This is a genomic window from Fuerstiella sp. (assembly GCA_022447225.1).
GTDB lineage: Bacteria > Planctomycetota > Planctomycetia > Planctomycetales > Planctomycetaceae > S139-18.
The window spans coordinates 179,035-205,518 of record JAKVAZ010000013.1 but is presented as its reverse complement, the minus strand read 5'-3'; the positions used below and the strand labels follow the sequence as shown (position 1 = coordinate 205,518).

Here is a 26,484-nt window from a genome sequence, read left to right as displayed (position 1 = left end):
TTGGCTTCAGCTTCGTGTTTTTTTGTTTGTCTGTCGGCTATTCGTTTTTCTCGGTGTTCCTGGAGGTCCACAAAATCGGCTTGCCACAAGATCTCGTTAAAATTCATTTGTAGAAGGTGGAACTGATCGTCTCGGCCACCTGTCCTAATGGCGATTTCATGCTGGCCGTCTCCCATGTATTCGCTCATTCGTCCCATGAGCCAATAATTGCCAGCGAATTCAGCGATACCTGCCTGGCTTAGGTCTTCGAGATTGGGAGCATCGTCAAAGCTGGCAGTTTTCTTCACGTGGTGGCAAATGATTACTTCAGCCGGTTTGCACGCCGCCATGAATCGTCGCATGGCTGGGCCAACCTCCGTGAGATTCGCGGTGTTCAGTCCCTCCAGGCCCATGTAGAGCGGATCAAGAATACAAACGTCAATGTCGTACTCGTGGATGGCCAACGCTACAGCGTCACAATCTTCCTGCCGGGGTAAAGTCGGGAAGTCCACTGCTTCCACTCTTACCCACCCCTTGAGTTGTTCGGGCTTCACGTTGAGTGAGTCAGCTGCCTGTCCGATCTTCTTCAGTGCTGACTTCAGCGACGCCTCTCCGGTGATTACCAGGATGCGACGCTGCTTTGGTACTTCGAACTTTCGCAGCCATGGAAACCCAGTCGCAAAACAAACGGCGAGATCCGCCATCAGTGTCGTTTTGAGGCTCTTTTGCTTTGCTCCCACGATCGTAGGTTGGCCACATGCGAAGACGTCATTCACGAGCCACTGTGTCGGCTCGTCGATCAGGTGCCAATGCTCCGCAACATCCACACCCGCGAACGTACAAACCATCCTCTCGTCACTTTCGTCTTCCCTACGAGAGTGTGAGGCTCTTAGCAGATAACCTCGCTCACCTGGTTGTTTGTCGGCGTCTTCGACTTTGTGGCACATGTCTGATTCAGTCCACGGCGGTTCGCACCGTGAGCTGAACTCCCGCATGATCATTAAAGCCTGTTGCTGGGACAGATCGAAACCCTGAACTAATTTGCACGCCACAGCGAACGTTTGGTTGTGCCCAGATTGCCCACTCACGGCTCCGGGCATCTTCGCAACGTATTTCCTTGCACGTTCCATGACATGATCGTCTGAAAACGCCGGTAGCTGAGTCGTTACCTGTCCAGCTTTGGAAACGTGTGGCCAGTGCTTTTCCAGTAAGTTACCAACCTGTGAAGTGCAATCGGTAATGTAAGGATGGCCGTTCAGCAAGTCCCCCGTCACCGTGAAATAACGCCCGCGAGAATAGACTTCTACGCCGGGTGTTTTGCCGTCAATAGGTTCACCCGGCAGCCTCTTGTTTTTTCCTTTGGGCGGTTGGGTGGATGAACGACAAAACAGCTTTACGCCGGTTTGTGAGGGTGAGACTTCAGTGTAAGTGTCACACTGATTAATGATTTCCTGCGCCCACGGTGTTAGTGAGCCATCCACTGGGTTACGACAACCATCGAGATCGACGCCGACAAATGGATCGTCTTCACAAAACGTGTATCCGATGCCCGCGTATCGTTCGGGATCGAATGCATCGACGACCGCTTCGAATGTAGCCCACGTTTCGGGATCATTCGATTTGGCATCCTCCCCCGTGACGCTGTAAGGCCGCTTAGAGACGTCACCATTCCGTGATACGTTTTTCCATAAAACCCACTGTGGACGCTCCTTCAATTCCACGGGTATTGATTCAGACAAAGCGACTTCTCTACTTTGTTTTGTTACAATGTTCATCATCTCAGCTCCTATATAGCTGTTGATTCAAAGCCTCGGCCAGGCGATTCACTGGCCGAGGTGTTTTTATTGCGTGTCCTGTGCATCCAGCCACGCGAGCGGTTCGTATTCCATCAGACAGATTCCTTCCGTAGTTTGCGGCCGCTAAGTTTCAGAATTGCCTCAACGACTTCCACGTCTAAGTTCCACTCCAGGCCGGCATACAGCGTACATACTCCGTGATCGTGCGCATGGCATAGTTCGTCGATGAGATCTTCAAATGTAGGCCACTGGCCGCTGTCCTTTGACCAGGCTGACATTGCCACACGTTTCGGCCGGTTACGTCTACGGCTCATGATTGCACCCCCGGTTCCAAAAGCACGCTGCGGACTGCCCTCCACGGAATCAAAACTGTGCGGCCGACACGAACACTGGCCAGCTCACCGGCTTCACACATCGAATACAGTTTGCTCCGCCGCAGGCCGCTAACAGCAGCCACCTCATTCACACGGGCATTACCGCCCAGCGGCATTCCATCGGGTGCCAGTACCCGTCCGAATTTATCCCTCTGTACCTCATCCATTCTCACGCTCCATCTTCAGGTTCTCAAAACACCGTGAAGCCCATTGCTTCCGCTGCATTGCCGGAACCTTAGCGCATAAAAAAAAGCCTGCCAGAGGGTTTCTGGCGGCCTTGATAGAGAGCGGACGAACGGGGGACGAACGGGGGACGAACGGGGGACGAACGGTTTACGAAACCTTGTTTGCAGAAAGGTATCGCTCCCGTTGCACCTTCTTTTTTAGGTTGTCCGGGATCTCGTCAAGGTGGACGATGAAGTACTGATTCTTCGTTTGACAGATACGAATCAACTCACCCTTTTTGCCCCTCGTGCGGCAGTGCCAGTGTGATGTACTCAATGGCTCGCCACCATTATGGGGGGCCAAAATCTGACACCAAGCGCCGGTGCGTCGGGCTTCCTCGGTGAATTCATTTCGCGGCAGCTCAAGCCCCGTCACCGTCTTCACCATTTCTGACTGTTGCTCTTGTTCTGCACCGGGCGAGTGCAGTCGCTGATAAACAGTCCATGCTTCGCTTGCGAGTTTTGCCAGCTCGTCACGCTCTAAGGACGGCCCGGTGATATAGTCCCAGCCACCATGAAATTGAGCGATCATGGCGCGTCGCAAATTCTTAATCGGACGGACGTCTTGGCCGCGAACAGTGTCCGGCAGCAATGCGATTTTGTACGTGTCGTCTTCGACTGGCTCTGGATCTTCAATCCAAGAGGAAAAGAGGTACCACCATTCCCTCAACCAGTCAAAAAACTTGCGTTCTTCTTCCGTGTCCACAGCTCGGCTCCTGAATCCGAACTCCTGAAAAAAAAAACTGACGCGGCAGCGGTTCAGGAAAACCGGGTTCGGGGATCAGCCTAGCCGCGTCTGTACCTCAAAACGTTGGATCAGTCATTGGGGAGGTTCGTGCCCACCTTCATTGATAATTTGCCGTCAGTGAAATTGACGACGATGGTTCGTGTTGAATCACCTTCACCTGTTACCCATTGATGTGTCGCTGCAGGGCCGAAGTCCCCAACAGTCGTGTGATCTGTTCCTAAAATTCCTTCGACCTCTTTTAGTGTCATCCCATCCTCAAGTGATCTCAGTGTTGATTGAGTCAATGTTGAACTATCGCCACTGCCACAACCAATAGCCAAACAGAAAAGAATTCCAAGGGTGATGTGTTTCACTGGTTCGATCCTCCTCAATGCGTTTGGTTTCGTCGGCATCAGTCCATGAAAACGATTTCACTCCGTCGAGCTAGCCGCGTCGTATTCTAAAGAAAAATGTACCTCAAAATGTACCTTGGCCCATGGAAGCCATGGGTGCAGCGGAGAAGTTTGAGGTTGCGCCGTCAATGATTTCCCTAGTCTGTGGAAACAATGAACAGGCCCGCTCCATCTTCTAAACCGTAGGTCGCAGGTTCGAATCCTGCCGGGCGTATTTGTTTTTTCATTGGTGAAACAATAGCCAGGGTTCTGCTGTCCGTCTTTGTGCACATTCAAACATGTATCACGGATACGCTCAGTCGTTACGGTTTCAGATAAGCGGCCTGACACCTTCACACACCCCGACCGGCAACCTGCTCATTAAACTGTTTCCGTCCGACGTCAGTTAACAGCGAGCAGTCCTGAACCGCTTTCATCCTCACCTCATCCACCGATGTCAGCTGACGCCGGTCGCAGGTTCAGGCTTGTCAATGGTGATTGCCAGGGGTGCGGTTAACGGGCTTCAGAAACTGGCGGAGACGAAACAAACAGTCCTGAACGGTTCAACGGATTGAAATAGGTATCCAGACCTGAAACGGTCGTCTTCCAGTCCGAATGCGCCAGCAACTCCCGCCTCAGAGACCGAAGGTAGTCCCGTGATTTCAGAAATTTTCTCTGAGCATAATTCGAATTTTGAAAATCCGGTTCGATGTGTACCACCTTTTTCGCAACGCGCAAAATTTCCGACACAGCCTTCGAAAGAATTCTCTCACATTGCTCGAGGCAGTGAATCGAAAACACGACATCGAACGATTTGTCATTAAAATCAAGATGTTGAACATCACCTTCCTGCAGATGGATTCCATCAAGGTCAGCACCAAAATACTTTTGCGCCTGCTCCAATCGCTGCGGAACGTAATCAACGCCAAAGAACTCAAGGTTCGGGTTCATTTTTCTGAGTTCAATGAGATTGATCGCATTGCCACAGCCAACTTCAAGTACTCTTCCTCTGTCAGGCAAATAGCCGGAGATAACGTCAAGATGACAGCGGCGCACATAGTCACTGGAGACGATCTTCAGCGATCCGTCGATAACGCACTCCCTGTCAGTCGGGTGGTACATCAAGTCCAGGTCTCGTGAGCCCGATGTGCTGTAGGCAGCCATGACCCGTGGCTGGTCCCGGACGTGTGGCTCATCCAGGTCGAGATACGCACGAAAAAAATAATACCCTTCGCGGGACAGCAGACGTCGGGCAACCGCTTTGGAGATACGCGTCAGCATGGTGGCGTCTTTGATTGAGAATTCAAGACATTCGGGTTGCCGCACCAGGTCCAAATTAAACGGAATTACGGTCAAATCAACATTCAGGCCTGCAGGATGTGCGGGGCAGACTCATACAGGCGCGCCGGAGGCTGGGTGTCAACGGTAAGATCAAATTGTCCGACGTTATGCTGTTCCGGGCACAGGCCCGCAAACAAAAACAGAGATCGGACGAAGAAGGTTTCCTGACAGCACAACAAAAGATCATCCAACCTGTGCCGCAGAGTCGTCAGTGATGCGAAGCTGCTGCGTGATCTGCCTTCACCAGGCGCCCTTCGTGCAGCGTCATTCGCTGAGGAAATGATGTGGCCAGAGAAGCGCTGTGAGTGACACACAACAAACCGGTCTCATTTTCTGCGGCAACATCCAGCAACAGTTTACCGATAATTTCGGCGGTCTGAGGATCCAGATTGCCGGTTGGTTCATCGGCAAGCAACAGCGACGGCTGCAGAACGAGTGCCCGACAGACGGCTACTCTCTGACGTTCACCGCCGGACAGTGCAGCAGGTCGATGATTCAGACGATCCTTCAGCCCCACCCGATCCAGCAGTTCTTTGGCTCGTTTCTCCGCTGCCGGTTTGTCGGCCTCAAACCCCGACAGCAACGGAATCAGCACATTCTCAAGGACATTCAACTGTGGCAGCAGACGGTGTTCCTGAAACACAAACCCGATGTGCTGGTTACGAAATCGCGCCAGCCGGCCCGCCGACAGGATCCACGGGTTTTCGCCGAGGATTTCAACGACACCGCTTGACGGGGTGTCCAGTGTTCCGGCCATCAGCAACAGCGTACTCTTGCCGCAGCCGGACGGTCCGCCAATGGCAACGGCTTCACCGGACCGCAGTTCAAGATCAACGTGGGACAGAATCGAAACCGAACCGCCGGGACCGTCGAACGAACGTCCCACGTGATGCATCCGAAGGACAATGGGCATGATGAACGATTCCTGTGCAGTGACGTCGGTCCCGCGCAACAGCGGATCAGTGAACGATACCCGATTCAATTGGGCATGCGTAGCCGGCCACAGCCACAATTCGTTTTTCCTGAGACAGCCGCGAGTTTGAGGTGTCCGTAGCTGCCGGATTCACTGCACACAACAACACTTTGAACGCCCCGGCTGACGACCGGACTGTCAAAGGTCAGCAGTGTTGTGACGTGACACTGCAGCGGGCTGCAGGGGGAACGGTGCCTGCCGTACGTCTGTTAGCGTGAAAACAGTCCGAAGAGCCCGCTTTTTTTCTTCTCAGCCTCTGACGCTTCCATCCGGGATTCTTCGTTAAAGGACAGGCGGGTCGTCAGATCGTTAATACTGCGAGTCAGCCGGGCTTTCGGTGAATACTGACACAGCGGCCGGCCGTTATTACGCGAACCAATCATGGTTGGATAGTCGTTGGGAAGCTGCCAGAAAACTTCACGACCGATCGTTTCCAATGCCTTGTTGATACTGATGTCGCTGTCTTCCAGTCCCATGCGGTTGACAATAATCTGCACTTTACTGTCGAGGCCGCTGTTCTGATTGAGATGCTGAATGATGCGGACAACATTTCGCAGACACGACAGATCAAGTTGTGTGACCAGCAAAATCTCGTCACTGACCTCCATCGCCAACAGGTCCAGAGGACCGAAAGACTTACTTACATCGATGATCAGGTGTGAAAACGTGGCTTTGAGTAACGCCAGTATTCGTCTCAGGTCATCTGTGCGGACCAAATCCTGACCTTCAAGTTCCACGGGTCGCGGCAGTAAAAACACGCCGCAGTCATGTCGGGTGAGCGATCGTTTCAAAAGCGCATAATCCAGTCGCCCGATGTTTTCCGAAACATCCCGCAAGGTGTAGTCCGGAATAATATCCAGCCACACATCCACATCACCCAGTGTCAGGTCCAGATCAATGACAACGGGAGAATTGCCCGGAATCTGAGCAAATTCGGCGGCCGTATTGACGGCGACGGCGGTGCTGCCGACACCTCCGCCAACACCTGCCACAGTGATGATTTTTCCCGCCTCCATCCCGGCGTCACCGGATGCAGTCAGCCGGGATCCGCGAATACGGTCCAGCGCGGCAACGAAGTCATCCAGCTGCAGAGGCTGATTCAGAAACTCACGGGCTCCGCTTCGCATCACCTGAAGAATCAGACTGCCTTCCTGAGAACTGCTGACCACGAGTACAGCGCACTGAGCAGCATCCGCACTGATGTCGGCGATCATCCGTATGGCTTCCGCCGGATCGGAATCGACATTCACAAGAGCCATATCAGGCTGTGTCTGCTGGATAACATCCAGAAAAAATTCATAGCGGGAGCATTCCGCTTCCAGCCACACAGTATCAATTCCCAGCAGCAGATTTTTCAGCGCATTGCGCGAATCCTCACTGGGATCAACAGTTGCGACTCGAAGAACACTCTTCATGTTGAAATCCGATGGGCAGAGGACGTTTCAGAAAATTATCTGAGCTGACCAGGCACGCTGTCCGGAAGTGATGAGACCTGTGATCAAACAGCCACGCTGACTTCCGGATGAACAGCCGGCCAACAGATCTTCTGCCGTTACTGGGTTGACTGTAACTCCGGAACAATCAAGTTCCCGGAGACGGGTTTGTTCTTTCGATGTGTGGATGAAAACGCTGCAGGACGTATGAACGTTTTTTCCGACGTCTCTGCCGCGGATTCACGTTGTAACGTTCCGGAGAATACCGGCTGGTTATTCACGTGACCGCCATCATTATCACCACAGTCCGGGCACCCGGCGGGATGCTGCCGGCATGAACCCTGCTCCTGGCAGGTCGTACAGTTGTGGCATTCATCACCGTACTTCGGAACCTCAAGCAGGTGGTGAAAATACAATTCTTTGTCAGTCACGTTATCCGTGAACTTACCAGGACCACCGGACGGAACCTGTTCGGGTGACATGGGAGCCGTGTGTTCGGGTGTAATCAGAATGATCAGTTCTGTTTCGGCCTCGGAATATCGCTTTCGGCTGAAGGCCGCACCTATCCACGGAAGTTCACCAAAAAACGGTATTTTTGCAGTCGTCGCGTCATTGCGTCGCGAGATCAGCCCCGCCAGCACCATCGTTTCACCGAAGTTCATTTCAACTTCGGTACTCGCTCGACGAACCGTAAATGCGGGAACCGTCACGCCGCTCACCGTGACCGCGTTGGAAAAGTCACGTTCACTCACTTCTGTCTGAACCTGCATTCGCAGGCGTCCGTTTCCGAGAATGTGAGGCACTGATTCCAGCAGAACCCCGAATTCCTTGAACTCAATCGCCGTGGTCCCTAATCCGGCCGGGACAATCACGGGAGTTTCGCCTCCGTTCAGCAGAGTTGCAGGCTGGCCGTTCATTGTCGTCACAATTGGCGTGGCGTGGATCTTGAGCAAACCCTCAATTTTTAGCGCCTGGACAAACCCCTGAAAGATCGCGTTGTTCCTGATGAATCCGAAACTCAGTGTGGAATCAGCAAATCCGGTCAGAGTCGATACCGGCCCGGCGGCAGTTGCATCGAGTGTCGAAATCGGCGTGATAGGTCCCGGTGTGGAAATCAGATAGCCGTCAGAACGCAGGAACTGAAAATTCATACCGAAGTTCCGAACCTTCGATCGCTGTACTTCGAGGATGTCGCATCTGAGCTGCACCTGCTGCGCACCACCCACCTTCATGTGGTTGATCACAGTACCGTAGAACTGTTCAGCAATTTCCACGATCTGAGTAATGTGACTGGGTTGTGTCACCCAGCCGGTCAGTTTCACCGCCCCTTTAATTTCAGTAGCACGAACGTCGTCGTCCGGAAAATCACGTCGGAGATAAGACTGCAGGTGGCGCACATCACCTTCGACCTGAATTTCGACCTGAAAATACTCGTCGAACTCATCACAAATGGTGACCGTGGTGACACCTGTCTCCATCGCAAAGATACGGACCTGATGCGGGTTTCCCTGCACAACCTTGACTTCAATGATTTCTGTATCGAAATCGAGCACGGTCTTAATGCGGGCCGTGTGCTCCAGCAACGTGGTAAATCGCTGGTACATACTCAGCTGATTCTCACCATTCTGAAGTCGATAGACGGATGATGTCTGCGACTCCTGAGCATTGGGAGAATTTGACAGCCCCACCAGAATGATAGCTGCCAGGACAGCTGTGATCAGGCTTTTTAGTGTTGGCATCCGTGCTCTCCTGAGTGTGGAAGCGCGGTTCCGGCCGATCGACCGGAACCACATCCCCAACTCATAACGCGCTCCGCGCGAATCGAAAGTATACATGTCGTGAACTGAAAACCGTGGCTGATCTTTCCATGCTGCCGGTCGGACTTGTCAGTTCGTCTGAATTTCTGAGTCAATCTCCGAAAAGGCTCCAGAGATCAGACGCGGTATCATCTTTCAGCCCTTGCTGCCCACCGGCCGAGTGTGCATCCGGCGGCACTGTTACACCAAAGTCACCCTGAACAGGAACCACAGGTGCTGTTAGATTTCCATTCACCGGAATCGGTGTGTCCGAGTGGAGATTGACAACATCCACCCGCACGCTGGTTCCTTCCCAGATTGCGATTTGCCAGGTTTCTTCCACAGCAGGCACAGCCACGAGAGTCGGTCCTGTTTCAATGTCTCCAAATTCGCTCTGCAGTTCATCCAGCAGCGAATCTGATGACGCCTGATCCACTTCGAATTCCGACACCGGGCCGGAGTCACGAGCGGAACGATCATTCAATTCCGGTAGTTCGTTTTGATCCAGTTCACTGACAGACAGTTCCTCTGAGTCAACCTGCTCATCGTCACCATTGCCTCGCAGCACTGTCGACATCCTTCCCTGTGTTTTCGCCAGTTCCAGAAACAAGGACTGCTCAGGTGTCACCAGTAAAGAAATGTTTTTGGCTTTACCGATCTGGGCGTCGTCGTTCAGTCCATAAACCTTGTCATCCACGGCGAAGACTTCCACATACTGCAGAATTCGTCTGACTTTCTGCGTTCGTTCTCCGATTTCATTTTTGTGTTCATAATTAATCATCAGATCAACCCGATGACCAGGCTGCAGCATGCCGCTGTGACTTGTTGTCGGGTCGACCGGGATGGTGGCAACCTGCATCCCGGAAGGAATCTTGACCGAGATGCCCGTATCCCCCACTTCGGACAGTTTCTTCACCGTGATCCAGTCACCGACCTGTACCGGAATCAGGACACTTCGATCCCTGATCTGTTCAAGATCTGTGACCGCACCCTGCGGAACAGCAGAAACATCCACTGACACAAACTGCGTGTTCGCCTCAGTCAGTTTCTGGCCAAGTGAAATATCAACCGACGCCTGAAGAACCTGAACCTTTGGCGTCTCATCTTCCCCCTTTTTATTCAACACACGCTGAATACCTAACATGGCAACCAAACCGCATCCGGCAGCCACAATCAGCAAAATCAACGTCTGACTTTTCATCAGTGAAACCTCCGGCCTGACGCCGGACCCACTGCGTTTCTGCTGAATTTGCCGAAATCATTCGACTTCGGAAAATTCCTCAGTACTGGCAGAGGCCGTACGATCAAACCATGTCCCACCATCATCTTTATCGGCAAAGACGAAAACATCGCTTCAAAGAATGGTGGAAGGAAAACAAATCCGGCAATTGTCCATGAGTGAAAGCCAGCACTGTCATGCCGGATTCCACATCGCATCAACGTCTTACATCAGGCCGGCATACAGAAAGTAGCCGATTGATCCGATGCAGATAGGAATTCCGTACGGCAGCAGAGCCATTGTTGGCTTACGTTCTGCTGCAATGCGGGAAAGTTCGTAGGGATTTCGAATAACGATCCACTCAGAGAGAATCGTCAGAAAATTTTCGTAGTGTTTCTTCCAGGTTCCGCAGTACAAAACCATCAACACAGCCATGATGGCCCCAACGATCACGGAAACAATGAATGCTTCCAGAGTGATCTGCCACCCAAGCCATGCTCCGATTCCGGCCATCAGTTTGACGTCACCGGCCCCCATACCTCCAACGGCATACAGTGGCAGCAGACACGCCAGGCCCGTGGCCATGCCGGCCAGTCCTGAGCCCAAACCACCCCAACCACCCATGCAGGTGGTGTAAACCAGTCCTGAAAGTACCATCGGGAATGTAATCCAGTTAGGAACTTTGAGTTGTTTGCCATCAATCCAGGCCGCCAAAATCAGGGTGGCGGATATCAGTTTGACATGCCAGTTGCTGGTCAGCAGTTCATTCCAGTCCATCGTTTCTGATCACCTGTATGGAGTTGCAGAAATTGTTATGAGTTGTCCGCCTGAGACGCAGCCGGATCAGTGACAGAGTCCTTCAGTGTCAGCAGCAGAGATTCACGCTCGTCCGGTTGGTACCAGAAACTGAAAGCTGAAAACGATCAGCAATATTGCCAGGAAGGCTGTTCCCGACATCAGATCGGATGCAGACAGTTGAATCCAGTAAGGCAGCACGATACCCCTCAGCTCAAAAACCTGAATCACAAAACTGCTCCGCAGACAACTGTTGCGGCAGCAATACCATCCGGAAACACATGCCTGGGCACTTTTCGGGCCGCAGGATCTCAAACGTTCCGCTGAAAACTAGGTTGCAGTTTTTGCGGGTCAAGGAGCTTCCGTCAGGAATCTGCTGACCCGATTTAGTCGGCCGCGTTTCAGTGGGCGGAATCCGGCCTTACAATCCCTACGATCACCACAGGTTGCCGGATCCGGCCGCAGAGATTTCCGGTCGTCTTTTTAGAGTCGCATGGAAAGTCAGCCTGGACTGTGCGAAGATGGTTGGTTGAGGTTGCATGTTCCACAGAGTGGGATTGTCACGACCGGTGCGGATGACGCACAAATGTTGACTGTTCTTCCGTGCAAAACAGATCTGTTGGTCCCCTTGTTCCAGTCGCAGGTCAATCGCTGGTGCTGACTCTTAATCCAATCATTGCTGGCCTTCTGCTGGCATTGCCGGCGACTGCACAGCCGGACACAGACTCAGCGATGATGGAAGTCCCGGTGGAGGTTCTGCTGCAATCGCTGAATGAGGCCCTTGTTCAGAAACGCTGGCTGGATGCCGCACAATCCTTCGATACTGCGTGGCAGCAGCTTCACCAGGGAGAAGACCAGACCCCCGAACTTCGCTTTGCAGGTACACAAACGCTTAGCCCCGGAGAACATCGGCCGAATGCCGGTGCTCGTATACAGCTGCGTACCATCTACCGGACCGCGCCAGCCGCGTTTCGTGAAGAATACCAGCGGCAATACGATGGTTCTGCCGGTCGTGTGCTTCAGGAAGCAATTCAGCTCGGTGATCGCCGTTCACTGATCAGGCTTGTCCGGCGTTACGAAAACTGTGACTCCTCAGCAGCGGCTGTCATGTATCTCGTTACGGACGCAGTCGCGCGCGGGGATTTTCTGAACGCGGTCCTGATGCTGCAGCAGGCTGAAAAACGTTCTGCAGGTGAATCGTCCGAGCGCCGACTGCTGACGGCTGTTCTCTGGATGCGGGCAGGATTTCCCAGAGAGTCTCAACAGACCATTCAACGGCTGGCAGAGCAAGTCGGTTACGGAAGTCAGCTGCGCTTCCAATCACAACGGATTCGACTGCCGGAGTCAGCTGGTGGAATTTCCGACTGGCTGGCAACCGAATTCTCCGTTCGCGAACGAGAACATTCATCCGCCTGGCTGCAGCCCCAAGCCTCGGTGTCACACAGGCAGGTCCAACAGCCGGCCCGAATCACGAAGGCCTGGCAACAAGCCGTTTTTCATTCCCGGTCAGATCCGGCAGTGAACCGTCTTCTGCAGGATCTGGAGCGGCACATTTTGTTGACAGCCGACGACACTCCGGTCTCTCCGGCAATTCCGCTGGTGACAAACGATCTGGTCATTTTCCAGGGAATTGGCAACCTGCAGGCCGTCAACCGGTTCAGCGGCGAATTCGTGTGGGAATCCGGACGTTACAATCGGCAGCTGCTATCAGCACTTCAGTGGACACTGAAAGGTGATCATTCTGTCGGGTTCCGGACTTTCGAACGGATCATACGCGATGCCCCTCGAAACCATGTTCGAGGCCAACTGGCCAGTGACGGACAGCTTCTGTTCAGTGTCGAAGAAACTTCGCAGGGACAACTCTCATTTCTGGCAGGAGCTCCGGTCAGTCTGCAGGTTCAGGACTTTAATGTTCTGCGTGTGTACGATCTGTCGACGGGACGACTCCGGGGCCAGGCCGGAGGTTTGTCGGCTCCTGCTGATTCCGGACTGCGAAACCCCTTTGCAGCCACCTGTTTTCTGGGTACCCCGCTGCTGCTGCAGAACCGGATTTTTATCCTTGCAGAAGATCCTCACGGAATTCACCTGCTGGAACTTGGTCTGCAGCCTGACTCCTCTGCTGCGGACGCCGAACTGAAGTTCAGAATTCTGGATCGCCAGCTGCTGTCGGTGCCGCAGTATCAGTTGCCGGAGCATCCTCTGCGCCGCTACGCAGGGCTGACACCCTGCTTCAGTGACGGCATTATTGTCTGTCAGGGCTGTGATGAGCAGGTCCTGGGTCTGGCTGCGAACGATTTGTCAATTAAGTGGGTCTGTCGATATCGATCCAGTGTCCGGCCAAAAGAAATCGGCGGAAACGGTCCGGTTTTCGGTAATGCCATGAGCGACCTGGACTCTGCGAGACGCGACATGCGGCTGCGTCCACATGATTCATTTGTGCGCAGTACCGGGTCACGCGTGCTGATCATGCCGCGAGATTCCAGTCAGATTTTGTGTCTGGATCTTCATACCGGAAAAGAGATCTGGTCCAGGCCGCGGGGTAATTTGCGATATGTGGCCGCTCTGACCGATTCGCTGCTGGTGCTCGCCGGGCCGGCAAGACTGGTTGCCGTTCGACATAGCGACGGTAATCCTGTCTGGGAACAGGAATTCACCGATGTCCGAATTTCTGCTCAGCCGGCAACAACCGATCGTCTGATATATCTTCCCACCCGGGAGGGACATTTACTGGTCGTCGATGTCCTCAGCGGACGGCGTCTGCTGGACCGGCGAATTTGCGATTCTTCTGCAGGTAATCTGCTGAGTGTTCCTGGACAACTGATTGCTCAGAATGCAACAAGTGTGACCAGCTGGAAACCGATCGATGTCCGGAACGATGATGAGCTGGCAATGATCGAGGAATCTCTGCTGAGCGGTGATCCGGATGCTGCAATCGGACAGCTGACCGGACTGACGGAAAAGTCACCGGACAATCCACACGCAAGAAAACTGCTGACAGAACAGTTGCTCGAATCACTGCGTCTGGACTACGGCCGAAATCACCATCAGATTCCGCTGCTGAAACAAATGATTTCGGCGAGTGCCCTCAGACCGGCTCAGATCGCAAAAGCGATTCGCGGAGCACTGGGTATGACACTTTTTGATGCAGCTGTGTTTGCGGAATACTGGAACACTGTTCATATGGCAGAAGTCCACAGGAATCGATTGCGCCGACTCATCGTTCAGGGACTCGCCACACAACCCGACCTGACAGCCGACGAGCTTGTGACACAGGTTTCAGAAATCATTCCGGCAGTTCTGACGGAGCCACAGCGCCGGTTGCGCACAGGCCGATTGATACTGCTGGAGGCAAATCAGGCTGCGGCCACAATTCAGACCGCACTGAACCAACTGGATGCTGATTCACACCGGCGTGCTGTCGATTTGCTTCGACCGTCCGTCCGGAGCATCGTTGCAGAAAGATCTGACGATCAGGTGTCCCCGGATCCGCTGTATTTCTGCTGGATGGCCGGACTGACAGAATGCCTGATGCCGCTGGACGAAGCGACCGTGAACCGTTTACCGGCAGCAACTCAGCAGGCGTTCATTTCGCAACTGATGGTGTCGCGCAGCGCCGGTCTGCTGGATCTCGACAGGGCCCGGGAAACTCTGGCCGGCTACATCACCAAAACAGACGTGATTTCCGAAAACGTCCGGACAGCATCAGATGATGCCAGACAGGGACCTGGAAATGATAATCTTGGCCGGCTGGCTGATCGTCTCCGCTATCGTACCGATCCGCCGCCGGGCACGACACCACGAGTCAGCATCGGTGATGCGCACGACGCAAACCAGCCGCTGATGCAGGTGATTCAGGGTGCTCCGCGACACCGGATCCCTGTGTACGGGACTCCGGGTGTTTACCGGGGATGGGAGTTTGTACGAATTCACGGCCGGCCGGGGATTCTGGCGATCGATGATCAAGGACGTCGCCGCTGGGTCTTTAATCCGAACGAAGGCAGCGGAACTCAAATCCGTTCCGATAATCGCGGCCTGGCAAAAGAATATGTGGTTGCCTGCGGAAGACTGATTGCCCTCACAGATGACGGCCGGCTGTATATGCTTGACGCGGCAGACGATCCTCCACAGATGCTGTGGAGTGTCAAACTGGATCAGGTGTTGCCTGCTGCGACCAATCATCAGAAATCCATTCGCAACTGGCAGCGGACAACGGTCTACGATCGTCAGCCCGATGCGTATGCACCAGTCGGACAGTTGACAGAATTCGGGTTACCACTATTTCGTGGTCGGCGACTCGTTGTCCTGAATCCATGGACCGGACAACAGATGTGGATTCAGGACAATCTTCCGGATGACAGTCGACTGGCGGCAGACGCTGACCGTCTGTGTGTGATTTCCGAATCAGTCAGTCAGATTCAGGTACGTAATCTGCGTAACGGTGCACTGCGGCAGTCCATCCCCTTACCGGACTGGTGGACCAAAGGCAATTCCCTGTATGACGTCTCCGTCCGTCACATCGAACTTGAATCCGGCAGTGAGTATCCGTGGCGGATTGCGGTTGAGGGTACCCGCTGTCTGATGTTCACAGTGCAGCCGGAGAACGCAACACTGACTTCTTATGAATTCAGTTCCGGAACTGCGAGCAGCCCCGACGTCGCCTGGCAGACAAAACTTCCTGCAAACTGCGTATTCTCCAACGTATCCGAAGGGCTGATCGCAACCCTGACCGATAACAATCGGCTGCAGATCCGACAGGTCTCAGACGGAACTCTGACTGCCGACCATGCCGTCCCGGAAATCGCGAACTGCGAGCGGCTGTATCTCAGAAAATCTCATCAGCGTCTGCTGGTGCTTACCTACGCACCCACAGTCGACGAAGAAACCATGATCGTAAATGCAGCCGTACCGGTGAATGGACCAATCTTCGCTCTGGACACACGGGACGGTTCCATCGTCTGGACCGGAACCGCCGCAGGTGAATACCTGCGTATTCCGGATGCAGAAAACTCTCCGACACTTCCGTCAGCCCCGCTGCTGATACTGGTCAGTCGCAAACGTCGCCAAACCCCTGGAAGTCTGGGCACCACGATTGCCACAAGAATCATCGATGTGGCCGAAGGTCATGTGCTGTATGCCGACAGCGATGTGGGGTCCAATCTGTCTTATCATGCACTGAGATTTGATGGTGACGAAAAATACACGGTGAATTTTAATCGACTGGCCGTTGAGTTTGATTTTTCAGACAGTGAAGACTGAGCGCGGGACAAACCTGTCAGCCGGCCGGAAAACAGCAGACACGCTTTCTCCTTCTGCGACACAGTCAGTGCGACACCTTTTCGATCTGCACCGCTTCGGTTTGCTGAGTGTTCCGGAAGAGTCTGTGCTGTTCGCGTTGGTCCCAGTGCTGCAGATAGTGGCGGTATGCCGGATGGTCATCCGCCTGTTCTTCGAGCATCATTCGTGTGACGTGGACCAGTTCCTGTTCTTCGTCGGGTGTCAGCCGTCCAAGTAACACCCGACTGCGTAAGAACACAAAATAAGTGTCCAGCACATCACAGCGGCAGTAGTCGTTGATTTCGTCCAGCTGCCCGTCCTGGTACATCTGCTGAACCTGCGAACCGTCGACACCCGATTTACCAGGCTTATCAATCAGGTTCGCCATCAGATTCAGGCCCCCGTGAATACGCGTGGCACCGAAGTTTGAAAACAGATCGCAAAGGTCAATATGTCGCTGAATATTGTAACGGTTACGAGCCTGTTCATAGGTTCGTGATTCCACATTGAACCATCCCGGCAGACTGATCCCGTAGCGAAAGGCCGCCAGCTCCAGGACCGGCAGATCATAACCGCGGCCGTTGAACGTCACAAAACACGGTCGGTTGTAGTGCATCCATCCCTGCCAGAATCGGCGGGTAATCTCTTCCGGCCGAAATTTCGGCGGGTCCAGTACTGTCAGATCGGCCAGCTGAAAATCAGACGTGACTTTTCCAATGGCCACGGAAACCGGCAGCGTGAAGGTTGGAGGCAGCACATCGCGCCCCGTCTGTTCAAGCAACTCGGTCTGGAATCTCGCAATGGCTTCTGCAGGTGACAGGTCACAGTCCGGGTATCGGACTTGCCGGATCAGGTCACCGTCACCGACTGTTTCAATATCAAAAACCAGATAGTCAACCTGACTCACTGCATGTCTCCTCTGAAAGCTCCGTCCAGGTTTTCCTGACAGTTCAGGACAACTCAACACGGATCATGTTGCATTCCTGAAATTGTTGAACCGACTGTCGAGGCGACAAGTCCGGAAACTGGTCCTGTTTGAGCCCCGGCACCAGAGTACCAGCGAACAGTGGCTGGTTTCACCCGCAGGGGTGACAGAACATGAGAATCCACGATTGCCGCTAACTCGCTATGTCAGTCCGAACCACCCGTCGAACAGTCCGGGATTTCGCCGAATGTGCGCAGAACGGGGCGTTGGCCATAGATCAGATACACGCTGCCCTGCATCAGATAACGGATGGCCGTCAGATATGGTTCGAGATTTCAGCGGACTCCACAGGCACGATCAGTCGGCTCTGCGGGTCGAATCCGGCCAGTATCGGATAGCGATTCCGATCGGCAGCGATGTCGACGTCACTTTCGAATGAGAGCTTGACCAGGTTTCTGCCGCCGCGCGTGGACCTGAGCCGCTCTGTCAGCGGACGTGTCATGGATTCGGTTTTCCACCAGGCATACGCCATTTCAGAGGTATCTGTCAGCTCGATTCCGGAATGATCCTGGCTGAATGCCAGGACCCGATCAATCAGACAGCCGGCAAACAGCACGTCTTCCCCGGTAACTTCGCCGTCGGTCCCGGCACAAACAATCGACAACGGCTCAGGCCGGTCGGCGAGGTAAGTTGCCAGCCGCTCCACATTTACAAACGCTCCAATCACAACCTGTTCCGCAGCGGCGCAACTCAGCAATGCCCGCGTTCCGTTCGTCGTGGTGAACACAATTGTACGGTCCTGAACCGTAACACGATCGTATTCTGCGGGCGAATTGCTTAAATCAAAATCATCAATCTTCACACCACCACGTTCGCCACCAAGCAGTCGTGTCGGATCCGACACCTGAAGAGTCCGGGCATCGGCGACCGACAAACAGGGAATGACCCCGCGTGCACCGTGATAGAGCGCCGTCAGGATGGTTGTTGATGCACGCAGCACATCCACCATCACAGCGATTCCACCCTGCAACCGGGCAGCCGGACAGTGGTCCGGCAATAAACAGATATCAATTTTTCGGGGCACGAAATCTGCCTGACTGGATAAGATCAATCGCGGATCTGGTTAATTCGTCTGTGGGGTACCGCTCAGCCGGACGAGCAGTTCTTCGAGTTGTCGATGCAGATCGATCCGACTGCCGCCTTTAAGGTTTGCGTCGGTATCGCTCAACAGCTGCAGGATACGACTGGCCTGATGAAAACCAATACGACGAAGATACGCTTCTGCGGGTCCGACAGCGGAAGGAAACACGCCTGCCGCCGTCAGTGCTCCGCGAACATCACGGGTTTGGCGGGCCCGTTCGGTCGCTTCCGCAAACTTGCGAAACACAAACGTGACGCCACCCATAATCTTCTGAACCGGTTCCCCGGCACTGACCAGGCTGTCCAGATTTTGAATGGCCTCCGCCACATTTCCGTCACGGACCGCGTCCAGCATGACCCACGTGGTTTGAGTTCGCCAGTCTCCCACGGCCTGCCGAACGTCCTCGGACGAAATCCGGTCGGCATCTCCGGCCAGCGAAGCCAGCTTGGCGATTTCCTGCTGCAGTACACCCGGACGATCGCCCGCCAGAGCCACCATGAGAGCTGCGGTATCACGATCAAGTGTTTTGGCGAATTGATCATTTGCTGTGTGCTGCAGCCAACGAACAAGAGCCAGTCCATGCAGAGGATTGCATTCGACTGCCAGTCCTGACTTACTGAGGGATTTTGCCAGTCGTGTGTTTTTGGGCCACGATTTGACGTCAAGAATCAACAGCGATGACCTGGCCGGCGATGCAACATACTTCTCCAGCCCCCCACGATTGTCTTTGACGAATCCGTCAGCGTCTTCCACCATCACCACGCGACGATCTCCGAACATCGAAACGGTCAGCAGTTCATCGGTCACGTCAGTCAGTTGAGCTTCATCCCCGGTAACCCGCGAGAACGAGAGATCGGAATCGTCATCACCGGATGCCTGACAACCTGGAACCCGGTGCAGCACATCGATCTTTAGTGAACGTTCCGATCCAAAAAGAACCATCACCGGCACCACAGGCGCTCCGGATTCACTGGCAAGAAATTCTGTGGCGTGCATCAATTGAAACGATGGACTTTGTCGGCAGAAACCGAAAACCGGAATGCCGACGTTGAAATCGGGCAAGATCGAACAACGCGCTGTCCCATTCTACGAAGAAGGCGTCACAGCTTTCCATCGCAGCCAGTGATCTGCCAGTACAAGAGCCACCATGGCTTCTCCCATAGGCACAAACCTTGGCAACAGGCACGGATCGTGGCGTCCTTTCGTGGCAATGGTCGTTGGCTGGCCGTCACGAGTGACCGTGGGCTGCTGCCGGGCCAGACTACTGGTAGGTTTAATGGCGGCACGCAGCACAATCGGCTGTCCCGAACTGATCCCGCCCAGCATTCCGCCGTGTCGATTGGTTTGAGTGGCAATGGGACGATCGTCTTCGGCGACAAAAATATCATTGTTCTGACTGCCGCGAAGAACCGCACATCCAAATCCGATTCCGTACTCCACTCCCAGCACAGCCGGCAGACTGAACAGTGCTTTCCCAAGATCTGCTTTGAGTTTGTCGAATACCGGATCACCAAGCCCCGCCGGAATTCCGGTCGCCACGATTTCGGAAACCCCCCCAACCGAATCCACATCCCGACGAACGTCCTGGATCAACGACACCATTCGGGCCGCAGCTTCCGGATCCGGACAGCGCACCAGATTCGGTGAACCGTCGGGCAATGTTTCAACCTGTTCGGCTGTCACAGCCTCGGGTGCGTCAATGTGCGCTATGACATCGCCGACCTGTCTCACATAGCCAACTACGGTGCCCCCAAAGGCCTGAGCGATCAGTTTTTTTGCAATCGCACCTGCCGCCACCCGGGCGGTTGTTTCGCGAGCACTGCTGCGACCACCGCCCCGATAATCACGGACTCCATAGCGGGCATCAAACGTGTAATCTGCATGCCCCGGACGATACTTATCTTTAATCTCCGTATAATCGCGGCTGCGCTGATCCTTATTCCGAATCAAAACAGCAATACTGGTCCCGGTTGTTTCACCGTTAAATACTCCGGAAAGAATCTCAGGTTCATCCGATTCTTTCCGTTGTGTCACCAGATGACTCTGGCCTGGACGACGACGATTGAGATCCGGAATGAGGTCTGTTTCACTCAGCGCCAGGCCGGGTGGCACTCCGTCCACAATTACCACGTTACCTGGTCCGTGGCTTTCACCTGCAGTTGTGATACGAAGGAATTGTCCGAACGAATTGCCAGGCATACATCGCGCGCCCATTTGGAACGAGTTTCTCTCCCAATCTTATCGGCCGAACAGACGACTCGCGAGTGCCTGGATCATCTCACACTGCTTTTCCCAGGGTCGGTGGATGTAAAATCCCCGAACACACCGGAAAAAATTCCCTGCCGGAATGCATCGACATTCGTTAAACGAAGCGACAAACTTTGTCGTTGTGTTCATGTCATGTGCCGTTTCGGAGCTGTTCATGCTCGGTCATCAATGGCGACGGACATCGGACGGTCTCACAGCTCCTGTTGCTGTCTGAGGAATCTGAAAATGAGTGCATTCCTGCGGGAAAGAGCCGGATCATTTCGCAACGCTGTCCGCGGGATCACTGAACTGGTCCGCACTGAAACTCACGCAAAAGTCCATCTGGGGTGCACAGTCATTGTCACAGCAGCTGCTGCGACAATTTCACTTTCCTCCGTTGAATGGTGCCTGATCGTTCTCTCAATCGGCCTTGTCTGGACAGCGGAAGCTCTGAATACGGCTCTGGAACGAGTCGTGGATCTCACCTGTCCCACCCGAAATTCGTTAGCGGGACAGGCCAAAGATCTGGCCGCCGGAGCTGTGTTACTTGCAGCAATCACGGCTGCAGCAGTGGGCCTGCTGGTGTTTCTGCCGCGAATTTGCGAATACCTCTGAGATTTTTGCGACTGCCCGACCCGTGTCTTTTGCTGTCCCTGAGTTACCCGCAGCGGTCCGTCAGGGTCCATCAGGATCCGACATTTCGCGGCCCCAGTCCCTGGTGTCTGTTGGCTCCGAGGATCAGACAGGAGGCACTGCCGTGAAAATCTGAAGTGATCCTGTCATCATACGGGGTGCAGTGTTTTAATTGGAACACGACCGTCACAACATTAAGTCTGCTTCCATAACAATATTTCGCCGACGTCGGAATCCTGTCCGCCGGCCATATCACATATTGAGCCACTAATAGAATTCCATTGAACGCCTCAGGAGCCACAACATGGCGAACGATCCCTATTCCGCCTGCATTTGCGGAAGCGGCAGAAAACTTAAATTCTGCTGCCAGGATATTCTTACAGACATGCAACGCATTGAGCAGCTGCGCGACAACCAGCCCGACGTGGCTGAACAGCATCTGCGCGCGCTGTACAAATCTCACCCTGACAAGGACGTGCTGGTCATTGAACTGGCTGGCCTGGTACAGGAACGGGGCGAATACCAAGAGGCTCGTGAACTGTGTATCGAGTTCCTGCGACGCAACCGGGACGAAATCCGGGTTGTTATTCTTCTGGCTGACCTCACGATGCAGACGGAAGGTTTCGATGGTGCGCGGCGACTGATGCATCGGGCCATCCAGCTGGCTCAGCCGGTGCATTATGAGGGAATCGCCATGCTGCTGGCGTCGGTTTCCAACGAAGTCTTCCGCAATGGCAACCCCGCATCTGCTTATGCTCATCTTCGTCGGGCCATTCATTTTGCACCTGCGAAACTGCGATCGTCGCTGTTGTTCCTGCTGAGCAGCTGGACAAAAGGAATCCCGCACCATTTTCCGCTGCTGGGAAGCCTGGAACTGTTTGTCGCGGATGTCGGTGAAGACCAGCGGGAAACAGAACAGAAAGCAATCCGTCTGAGTAACCTGGGGTGCTGGGAACCTGCCGCCATCCTCTACTCACGTCTTACTGATGCAGAGCCGGAGAACGGAACACTCTGGTACAACCTGGGACTGTTTCATCTGTGGGATAACCGAATGGCACAGGCAGCGGGGGCACTGCACAGAGCGGCAACACTGCTGCAGGATTTCGACACCTGCGTTGAAGCCGAAGCCCTCGCGGTGTTGCTCGATCTGGAAATTTCCGACGATCGGATCTGTACGATCCAAAATTCACAGCAAATTCGACGGCCTCGCGAGTTGAGTTCCCGACTGCAGGAGCACCGTCAGTTTCATTTTGAAACTCCGGGGTCGGAACTGCACAGTACAGAACATTCCGATCATCATTTTCGCATTCTGGCGGATGTTCCTCCTGCAGACGACGGCGGACGGGAACAGCTGGGTGTCGTTGTGGTAACGGCCAATCTGGAAAACGAATCCGACAGGCATATGGTCAGCGTCAGCGGGCCGGAAGCAACCCACCAGGCAGCCTGGGATGTAGTACGTGAAGCCGCGGAAAACAGCCTCAAAGAGGACGATCAGCTGACGGAGCCGGTAATCGAATCATGGGTTCCGTCCTGCTGTAGCGATTTCGACTGGAATGTGCATTTCGATCCGACGGTTCCGGCCAGGAACATTCGGTCGGCTGTGGACGGTCGTATTACCAGCTCCATCGAATCCTGGTTACAGCGACCTCAGTCACAGCTAAATGACCGATCGCCGCAGCAGGCAGCGGACGACCCGGAACTGAAAGTCGCCGCAGCTGCGTCTGTTGTTGTTCTGCACGCACTCACTCAGCGACAGAATCATGAGATTCGGATGAGTGATCTCCGCGAACAGCTGCACATTCCGGCGCCGGCTTCCCGATTAATCGACGAGGACCAGACCATCGAAGGCATTCCACTGCTGCACTACTGGCAGCTGTCTCTGCCTGATCTGACGAATGTTCAGCTGGTACAGCTTGCCAACCGAATTGAACTGATTCGTGACGTCGAACTGCTCGAGCAGGTAACTGATGAGTTGTTCCGGCGTCCCGAAGCCTTGGAACAATACTCACCGCTGAGGGCCCACATGATGCGGGCGCTGGTCGCCCGATTCCAAAACCGAGTCGACGATATGGCAAAATGCTTTGATGCTGCCAGAAAGGCCACGATGGATGACCCGGATCATTTCAAGTCACGACTGGAACTGGACCTGAAGGAACTGAGCTTTCGCCTGGATGATCCGGAGGACCCCGGGATCTCGCCACTGCTACATTCGATGCGGGATCAGTATTTCCAGAAGATCCCTGAAGTGGCGGAAGCCGTTCGTCAGGAACTGACACGTACGGGCTGTGAGCAGTTTCTGGCCGAAATTGAAACTCCCGTCATTGTGACTACCGGTCATGAAACTCAACCACAATCGTCAGGTAAACTGTGGCTGCCGGGACAGGATTAAGCACAACGCCGGCGGACCTGCCGGAAGATCATCTGTTTCCGGACGATGAGTCAATCATGCGCCGTGCTCTGTCAATCGCGTTACAGGGGCTGGGGCACACAGAACCCAATCCTGCCGTCGGAGCCGTGATTGTCGATCAGCACAGGCGAATGATTGCCGAAGGCTGGCACGCAGGATTTGGATCCCAACATGCAGAAGTGATGGCGATTCAGAGTGCCCGGACAACCCGGGACGCACGTATGTTCGTAACCCTGGAACCCTGCAGCCACCACGGTAAGACACCACCGTGTGTCGATGCCGTGATTGCTGCGGAATTCGCAGAAGTGGTGGTTGGCTGTGAAGATCCCGCACCGCATGCATCGGGACGCGGAATCACCCGTCTGAAGGATGCCGGTATTTCCGTGCGGACCGGGTTGTGTCACGCTGAAGCCAGGCAGCTGATCGCCCCCTTTGCCATGCTGCAGCGGAACAGTCGCCCCTGGATCCATGCCAAATGGGCCATGACCCTTGACGGACGTATTGCCGCATCCACGGGGCACTCCCGGTGGATCACATGCCGGAAATCACGCGAGCAGGTACACAAACTGCGTGGTATCATGGATGCTGTCATTACCGGAGCGGGCACAGTTCGCTGCGATGATCCCCGATTGACAGCACGACCACCCGGACCGCGAACAGCTACCCGAATCGTGCTGGACAGTACCGGCAGCAGCATCCATGAAAAGCTGCGACTCATCCAAACACAGTCAGTCGCACCGCTGATTGTCTGCCTGGCCGACAACCAGCCGGCAGACATCGCCCGGCGAATCCGGCATCTTGGTGCAGAGGTTTTGCTGTTGCCGAAAACAGAACAGGGACACCTGTGCGTTGTTTCTCTCATGCACGAACTGGGGCGGCGTAACATGACCCACGTCCTGATTGAGGCCGGTGCAGGCGTAACGGGCCATTTTTTTGAGGCTCAGCTGATCGATGAAGTCCATGCGTTTATCGCCCCCAAACTGGTTGGGGGAACGAAAGCACTGTCTCCGATCGGAGGCATCGGCCGCCCATCAATTCCCACCACGTCAGATCTGGAAAAACTGAGCGTACTGCAGATCGATGAAGACGTCCTGATCCAGGGCCGCATCACCCGGACCGGGTTGCCGAACGCGTAACTGAATGAAATTCTCGAACCGAACGTTCCTGGAATTCTGAAACTACGGCCGAATGCGAACACTGGCCCCCTGCCCCAGGAGCGAGAAAACTTCGGCAATGTCATTGTCGCGCATGTGAATACAGCCACGTGATCGTGCTGAGCCGATTGATTGAGGATCGATCGTCCCGTGAATTCCTATGTGGTCCCCCAGCCCGATCCAGTATTCACCTAACGGGTTCTGTGGGTCGTCACTGTCAATCTGTCCGCCATCAGGATTGTACCAGGCCGGGTTCTCGACCTTTTCCTGGACAGTGAATTTTCCAAGCGGAGTGTTGTCACCTTCTCCAGTGCCAACATCGTAACGTTGAACAAAGTAACCATGCGCATGGACTGTTAGTTCAAAGCGACTTAAATCGACCACGGCCGAAAACGGACCACGCATGACCTTCAGCTGCTGACCGGCCTGCAGCTCCATCGGTTCGATACGATTCAGCTGTCCCAGATACTGCCAGGAGATATTGTGCTTCCTGCCAATCGATTCCAGCGTATCTCCAGGTTCCACCAGGTAGGGAGCACCAAAGTGTCGATGAGGTTCTGAGAAAATCTCTGCCGCCGTAAACTCAATTCGGTCTTTCAGGACAGATCGGATCTTCGGTTGTTTCCAGTACAGACTGGACAGAACATTGTGAGCTTCAACAATCTTTTCCTGTCCCACCAGCAGATCAACATTTCGCAGTGCATCCGCTGTTTCCGCAGAGAGAACGGAAACTTTTGTGCCGGATTCGACAGCCCGGACAACGTCGGAATCAGGTAAATCCCCGAGTTCCAACCCCTCAGACCGCAGATCAGAATCAAAGGACGCCTGCCGCACTGCAGGGTCAACCACGCTCACCGACTCAGACTGTGAATCAGAACCGAACGACGGTTCTTCTGAAATGTCCGGCTCCGACAGTTCCGTCAGGGCCTGATCCTGAAAATCCACATCATCAGCGATGGCTTCAAACAGAGGATCAACTTCGTCACTGCCGGACTCCACTGAGACATCGGTACGGTCATCTATCTCCTTCCAGTGAGAAGGTAAGGAAATTTCGTCATCTGACTGCACTGACAGCTGTCCTGAGGGAACAGGACGCAGTTGCGGAACCAAATCGAAAAACCATGCGCCAAATCCGACCGCGACGGCAGTCACAAACATGAGCCATCTTGCGGACATTTGATTCTGATTTTGTGCAAAGGGCTTCATCCATGGTCCCCTGGTCAGATTCATCAACGTGCCGTAATTTTGAGGCTGCTGAAGCCATTGCCGGGACTTCAGCCCGTATTCTGCCAAAAACTGTAAAATACGGCTATGGGAATCCTGTGTGCCAACTCCCTGTTCTGCGGGGTCCGGTAACTCCCGGATACCACCTTCGACCACAATTTTGAGCCGAACATTCGCTGTCCGCGCCATCCGGAATAAGGTTATTGAGCACTCTCCATCCGTAGGAAGCTGTGCAGATTTCATGCTTGCCGGAGTGACGGATCCGTCCGTCCGGGTCGGAACCACACAGCACCTGCGAAAACGGACCCGGGTTCCTGACAGTGACGGAGCACAGCCGCTGCTGCCGAACAACATTTATATCTTCCATGAACTGCAAACGTCATGGCATACGCAAGGAATCGACGCGGATCACTCAACGTCTCAGCCAGTC

General features: G+C 54.2%; 20 protein-coding genes. 4 read left to right on the top strand and 16 right to left on the bottom strand.

What is annotated here, in order from left to right:
- The 11 genes from MK110_15895 to MK110_15845 all read right to left on the bottom strand — a co-directional run.
- Positions 1–1,754, bottom strand: a 1,754-nt coding sequence (locus MK110_15895) for an AAA family ATPase (protein MCH2212787.1), incomplete at its 3' end; no start/stop codon positions are given.
- A gap of 113 nt (positions 1,755–1,867) precedes the next feature.
- Entirely contained in the window at positions 1,868–2,053 is a 186-nt protein-coding gene (locus MK110_15890) for a hypothetical protein (GenBank protein MCH2212786.1), read from the bottom strand.
- A gap of 32 nt (positions 2,054–2,085) precedes the next feature.
- Positions 2,086–2,316 (bottom strand): helix-turn-helix domain-containing protein, encoded by a 231-nt coding sequence (locus tag MK110_15885; protein ID MCH2212785.1) that lies wholly within the window; start codon positions 2,314–2,316, stop codon positions 2,086–2,088.
- Positions 2,317–2,482: 166 nt separating this feature from the next.
- Entirely contained in the window at positions 2,483–3,079 is a 597-nt protein-coding gene (locus tag MK110_15880) for a hypothetical protein (protein ID MCH2212784.1), read from the bottom strand.
- Positions 3,080–3,189: 110 nt separating this feature from the next.
- Entirely contained in the window at positions 3,190–3,474 is a 285-nt protein-coding gene (locus tag MK110_15875; GenBank protein ID MCH2212783.1) for a hypothetical protein, read from the bottom strand.
- A 531-nt stretch (positions 3,475–4,005) separates the two neighbouring features.
- The gene (locus MK110_15870) at positions 4,006–4,773 is read right to left on the bottom strand and encodes a class I SAM-dependent methyltransferase (protein ID MCH2212782.1); all 768 of its coding nucleotides are present in this window, start codon (positions 4,771–4,773) and stop codon (positions 4,006–4,008) included.
- A gap of 268 nt (positions 4,774–5,041) precedes the next feature.
- Complete coding sequence (locus MK110_15865) at positions 5,042–5,746, bottom strand: ABC transporter ATP-binding protein (GenBank protein ID MCH2212781.1); 705 nt, start codon at positions 5,744–5,746, stop codon at positions 5,042–5,044.
- A 269-nt stretch (positions 5,747–6,015) separates the two neighbouring features.
- Entirely contained in the window at positions 6,016–7,221 is a 1,206-nt protein-coding gene (locus MK110_15860) for a pilus assembly protein CpaE (GenBank protein ID MCH2212780.1), read from the bottom strand.
- A gap of 137 nt (positions 7,222–7,358) precedes the next feature.
- Positions 7,359–8,978 (bottom strand): pilus assembly protein N-terminal domain-containing protein, encoded by a 1,620-nt coding sequence (locus MK110_15855; protein MCH2212779.1) that lies wholly within the window; start codon positions 8,976–8,978, stop codon positions 7,359–7,361.
- A gap of 169 nt (positions 8,979–9,147) precedes the next feature.
- The gene (cpaB, locus tag MK110_15850) at positions 9,148–10,236 is read right to left on the bottom strand and encodes a Flp pilus assembly protein CpaB (protein ID MCH2212778.1); all 1,089 of its coding nucleotides are present in this window, start codon (positions 10,234–10,236) and stop codon (positions 9,148–9,150) included.
- Between the two features lie 243 nt (positions 10,237–10,479).
- Positions 10,480–11,031: an A24 family peptidase gene (locus MK110_15845; GenBank protein ID MCH2212777.1), complete on the bottom strand. Its 552-nt coding sequence runs from the start codon at positions 11,029–11,031 to the stop codon at positions 10,480–10,482.
- Between the two features lie 672 nt (positions 11,032–11,703).
- Between MK110_15845 and MK110_15840 the strand changes: the two genes are divergently transcribed.
- Positions 11,704–16,305, top strand: coding sequence for a PQQ-binding-like beta-propeller repeat protein (locus tag MK110_15840; GenBank protein MCH2212776.1), 4,602 nt, complete (start codon positions 11,704–11,706; stop codon positions 16,303–16,305).
- 64 nt (positions 16,306–16,369) lie between these two features.
- Here the strand turns inward: MK110_15840 and MK110_15835 are convergent, their stop codons facing one another.
- The 4 genes from MK110_15835 to aroC all read right to left on the bottom strand — a co-directional run bounded on the left by MK110_15835 (position 16,370) and on the right by aroC (position 20,519).
- Positions 16,370–17,230 carry a 3'-5' exonuclease gene (locus MK110_15835; protein MCH2212775.1) on the bottom strand — a complete coding sequence of 287 codons (861 nt, stop codon included), beginning with the start codon at positions 17,228–17,230 and terminating at the stop codon, positions 16,370–16,372.
- A 334-nt stretch (positions 17,231–17,564) separates the two neighbouring features.
- Entirely contained in the window at positions 17,565–18,332 is a 768-nt protein-coding gene (locus MK110_15830; GenBank protein ID MCH2212774.1) for a 2-phosphosulfolactate phosphatase, read from the bottom strand.
- Positions 18,333–18,371: 39 nt separating this feature from the next.
- Positions 18,372–19,385: a DNA polymerase III subunit delta gene (gene holA, locus MK110_15825; GenBank protein MCH2212773.1), complete on the bottom strand. Its 1,014-nt coding sequence runs from the start codon at positions 19,383–19,385 to the stop codon at positions 18,372–18,374.
- A gap of 90 nt (positions 19,386–19,475) precedes the next feature.
- Positions 19,476–20,519: a chorismate synthase gene (gene aroC / locus MK110_15820; protein MCH2212772.1), complete on the bottom strand. Its 1,044-nt coding sequence runs from the start codon at positions 20,517–20,519 to the stop codon at positions 19,476–19,478.
- A gap of 363 nt (positions 20,520–20,882) precedes the next feature.
- Between aroC and MK110_15815 the strand changes: the two genes are divergently transcribed.
- From MK110_15815 to ribD, 3 genes are all read left to right on the top strand, one after another.
- Positions 20,883–21,251, top strand: a complete 369-nt coding sequence (locus MK110_15815) for a diacylglycerol kinase family protein (protein MCH2212771.1) — start codon at positions 20,883–20,885, stop codon at positions 21,249–21,251.
- A 322-nt stretch (positions 21,252–21,573) separates the two neighbouring features.
- On the top strand, positions 21,574–23,658 hold the full coding sequence (locus MK110_15810) for a tetratricopeptide repeat protein (GenBank protein ID MCH2212770.1): 2,085 nt from the start codon (positions 21,574–21,576) through the stop codon (positions 23,656–23,658).
- A complete protein-coding gene (gene ribD, locus MK110_15805; protein ID MCH2212769.1) occupies positions 23,637–24,812 on the top strand; it encodes a bifunctional diaminohydroxyphosphoribosylaminopyrimidine deaminase/5-amino-6-(5-phosphoribosylamino)uracil reductase RibD in 1,176 nt (391 codons plus the stop codon). The genes MK110_15810 and ribD overlap by 22 nt, the downstream gene beginning before the upstream one ends.
- Positions 24,813–24,854: 42 nt before the next feature.
- On the opposite strand, the gene MK110_15800 is transcribed toward ribD, so the two are convergent.
- Positions 24,855–26,243, bottom strand: a complete 1,389-nt coding sequence (locus MK110_15800) for a L,D-transpeptidase family protein (GenBank protein MCH2212768.1) — start codon at positions 26,241–26,243, stop codon at positions 24,855–24,857.
- Between the last annotated feature and the right edge of the window lie 241 nt (positions 26,244–26,484).

What these genes read in the sequence shown, in the direction of transcription:
- MK110_15890 (MCH2212786.1), bottom strand. Translation starts at nt 2,053, where the DNA reads ATGTCAGCCTGGTCAAAGGACAGCGGCCAGTGGCCTACATTTGAAGAT.
- MK110_15885 (MCH2212785.1), bottom strand. Translation starts at nt 2,316, where the DNA reads ATGGATGAGGTACAGAGGGATAAATTCGGACGGGTACTGGCACCCGAT.
- MK110_15870 (MCH2212782.1), bottom strand. Translation starts at nt 4,773, where the DNA reads ATGCTGACGCGTATCTCCAAAGCGGTTGCCCGACGTCTGCTGTCCCGC.
- MK110_15865 (MCH2212781.1), bottom strand. Translation starts at nt 5,746, where the DNA reads ATGCCCATTGTCCTTCGGATGCATCACGTGGGACGTTCGTTCGACGGT.
- MK110_15860 (MCH2212780.1), bottom strand. Translation starts at nt 7,221, where the DNA reads ATGAAGAGTGTTCTTCGAGTCGCAACTGTTGATCCCAGTGAGGATTCG.
- MK110_15855 (MCH2212779.1), bottom strand. Translation starts at nt 8,978, where the DNA reads ATGCCAACACTAAAAAGCCTGATCACAGCTGTCCTGGCAGCTATCATT.
- cpaB (MCH2212778.1), bottom strand. Translation starts at nt 10,236, where the DNA reads ATGAAAAGTCAGACGTTGATTTTGCTGATTGTGGCTGCCGGATGCGGT.
- MK110_15845 (MCH2212777.1), bottom strand. Translation starts at nt 11,031, where the DNA reads ATGGACTGGAATGAACTGCTGACCAGCAACTGGCATGTCAAACTGATA.
- holA (MCH2212773.1), bottom strand. Translation starts at nt 19,385, where the DNA reads ATGCACGCCACAGAATTTCTTGCCAGTGAATCCGGAGCGCCTGTGGTG.
- MK110_15815 (MCH2212771.1), top strand. Translation starts at nt 20,883, where the DNA reads ATGAGTGCATTCCTGCGGGAAAGAGCCGGATCATTTCGCAACGCTGTC.
- MK110_15810 (MCH2212770.1), top strand. Translation starts at nt 21,574, where the DNA reads ATGGCGAACGATCCCTATTCCGCCTGCATTTGCGGAAGCGGCAGAAAA.
- MK110_15800 (MCH2212768.1), bottom strand. Translation starts at nt 26,243, where the DNA reads ATGGCGCGGACAGCGAATGTTCGGCTCAAAATTGTGGTCGAAGGTGGT.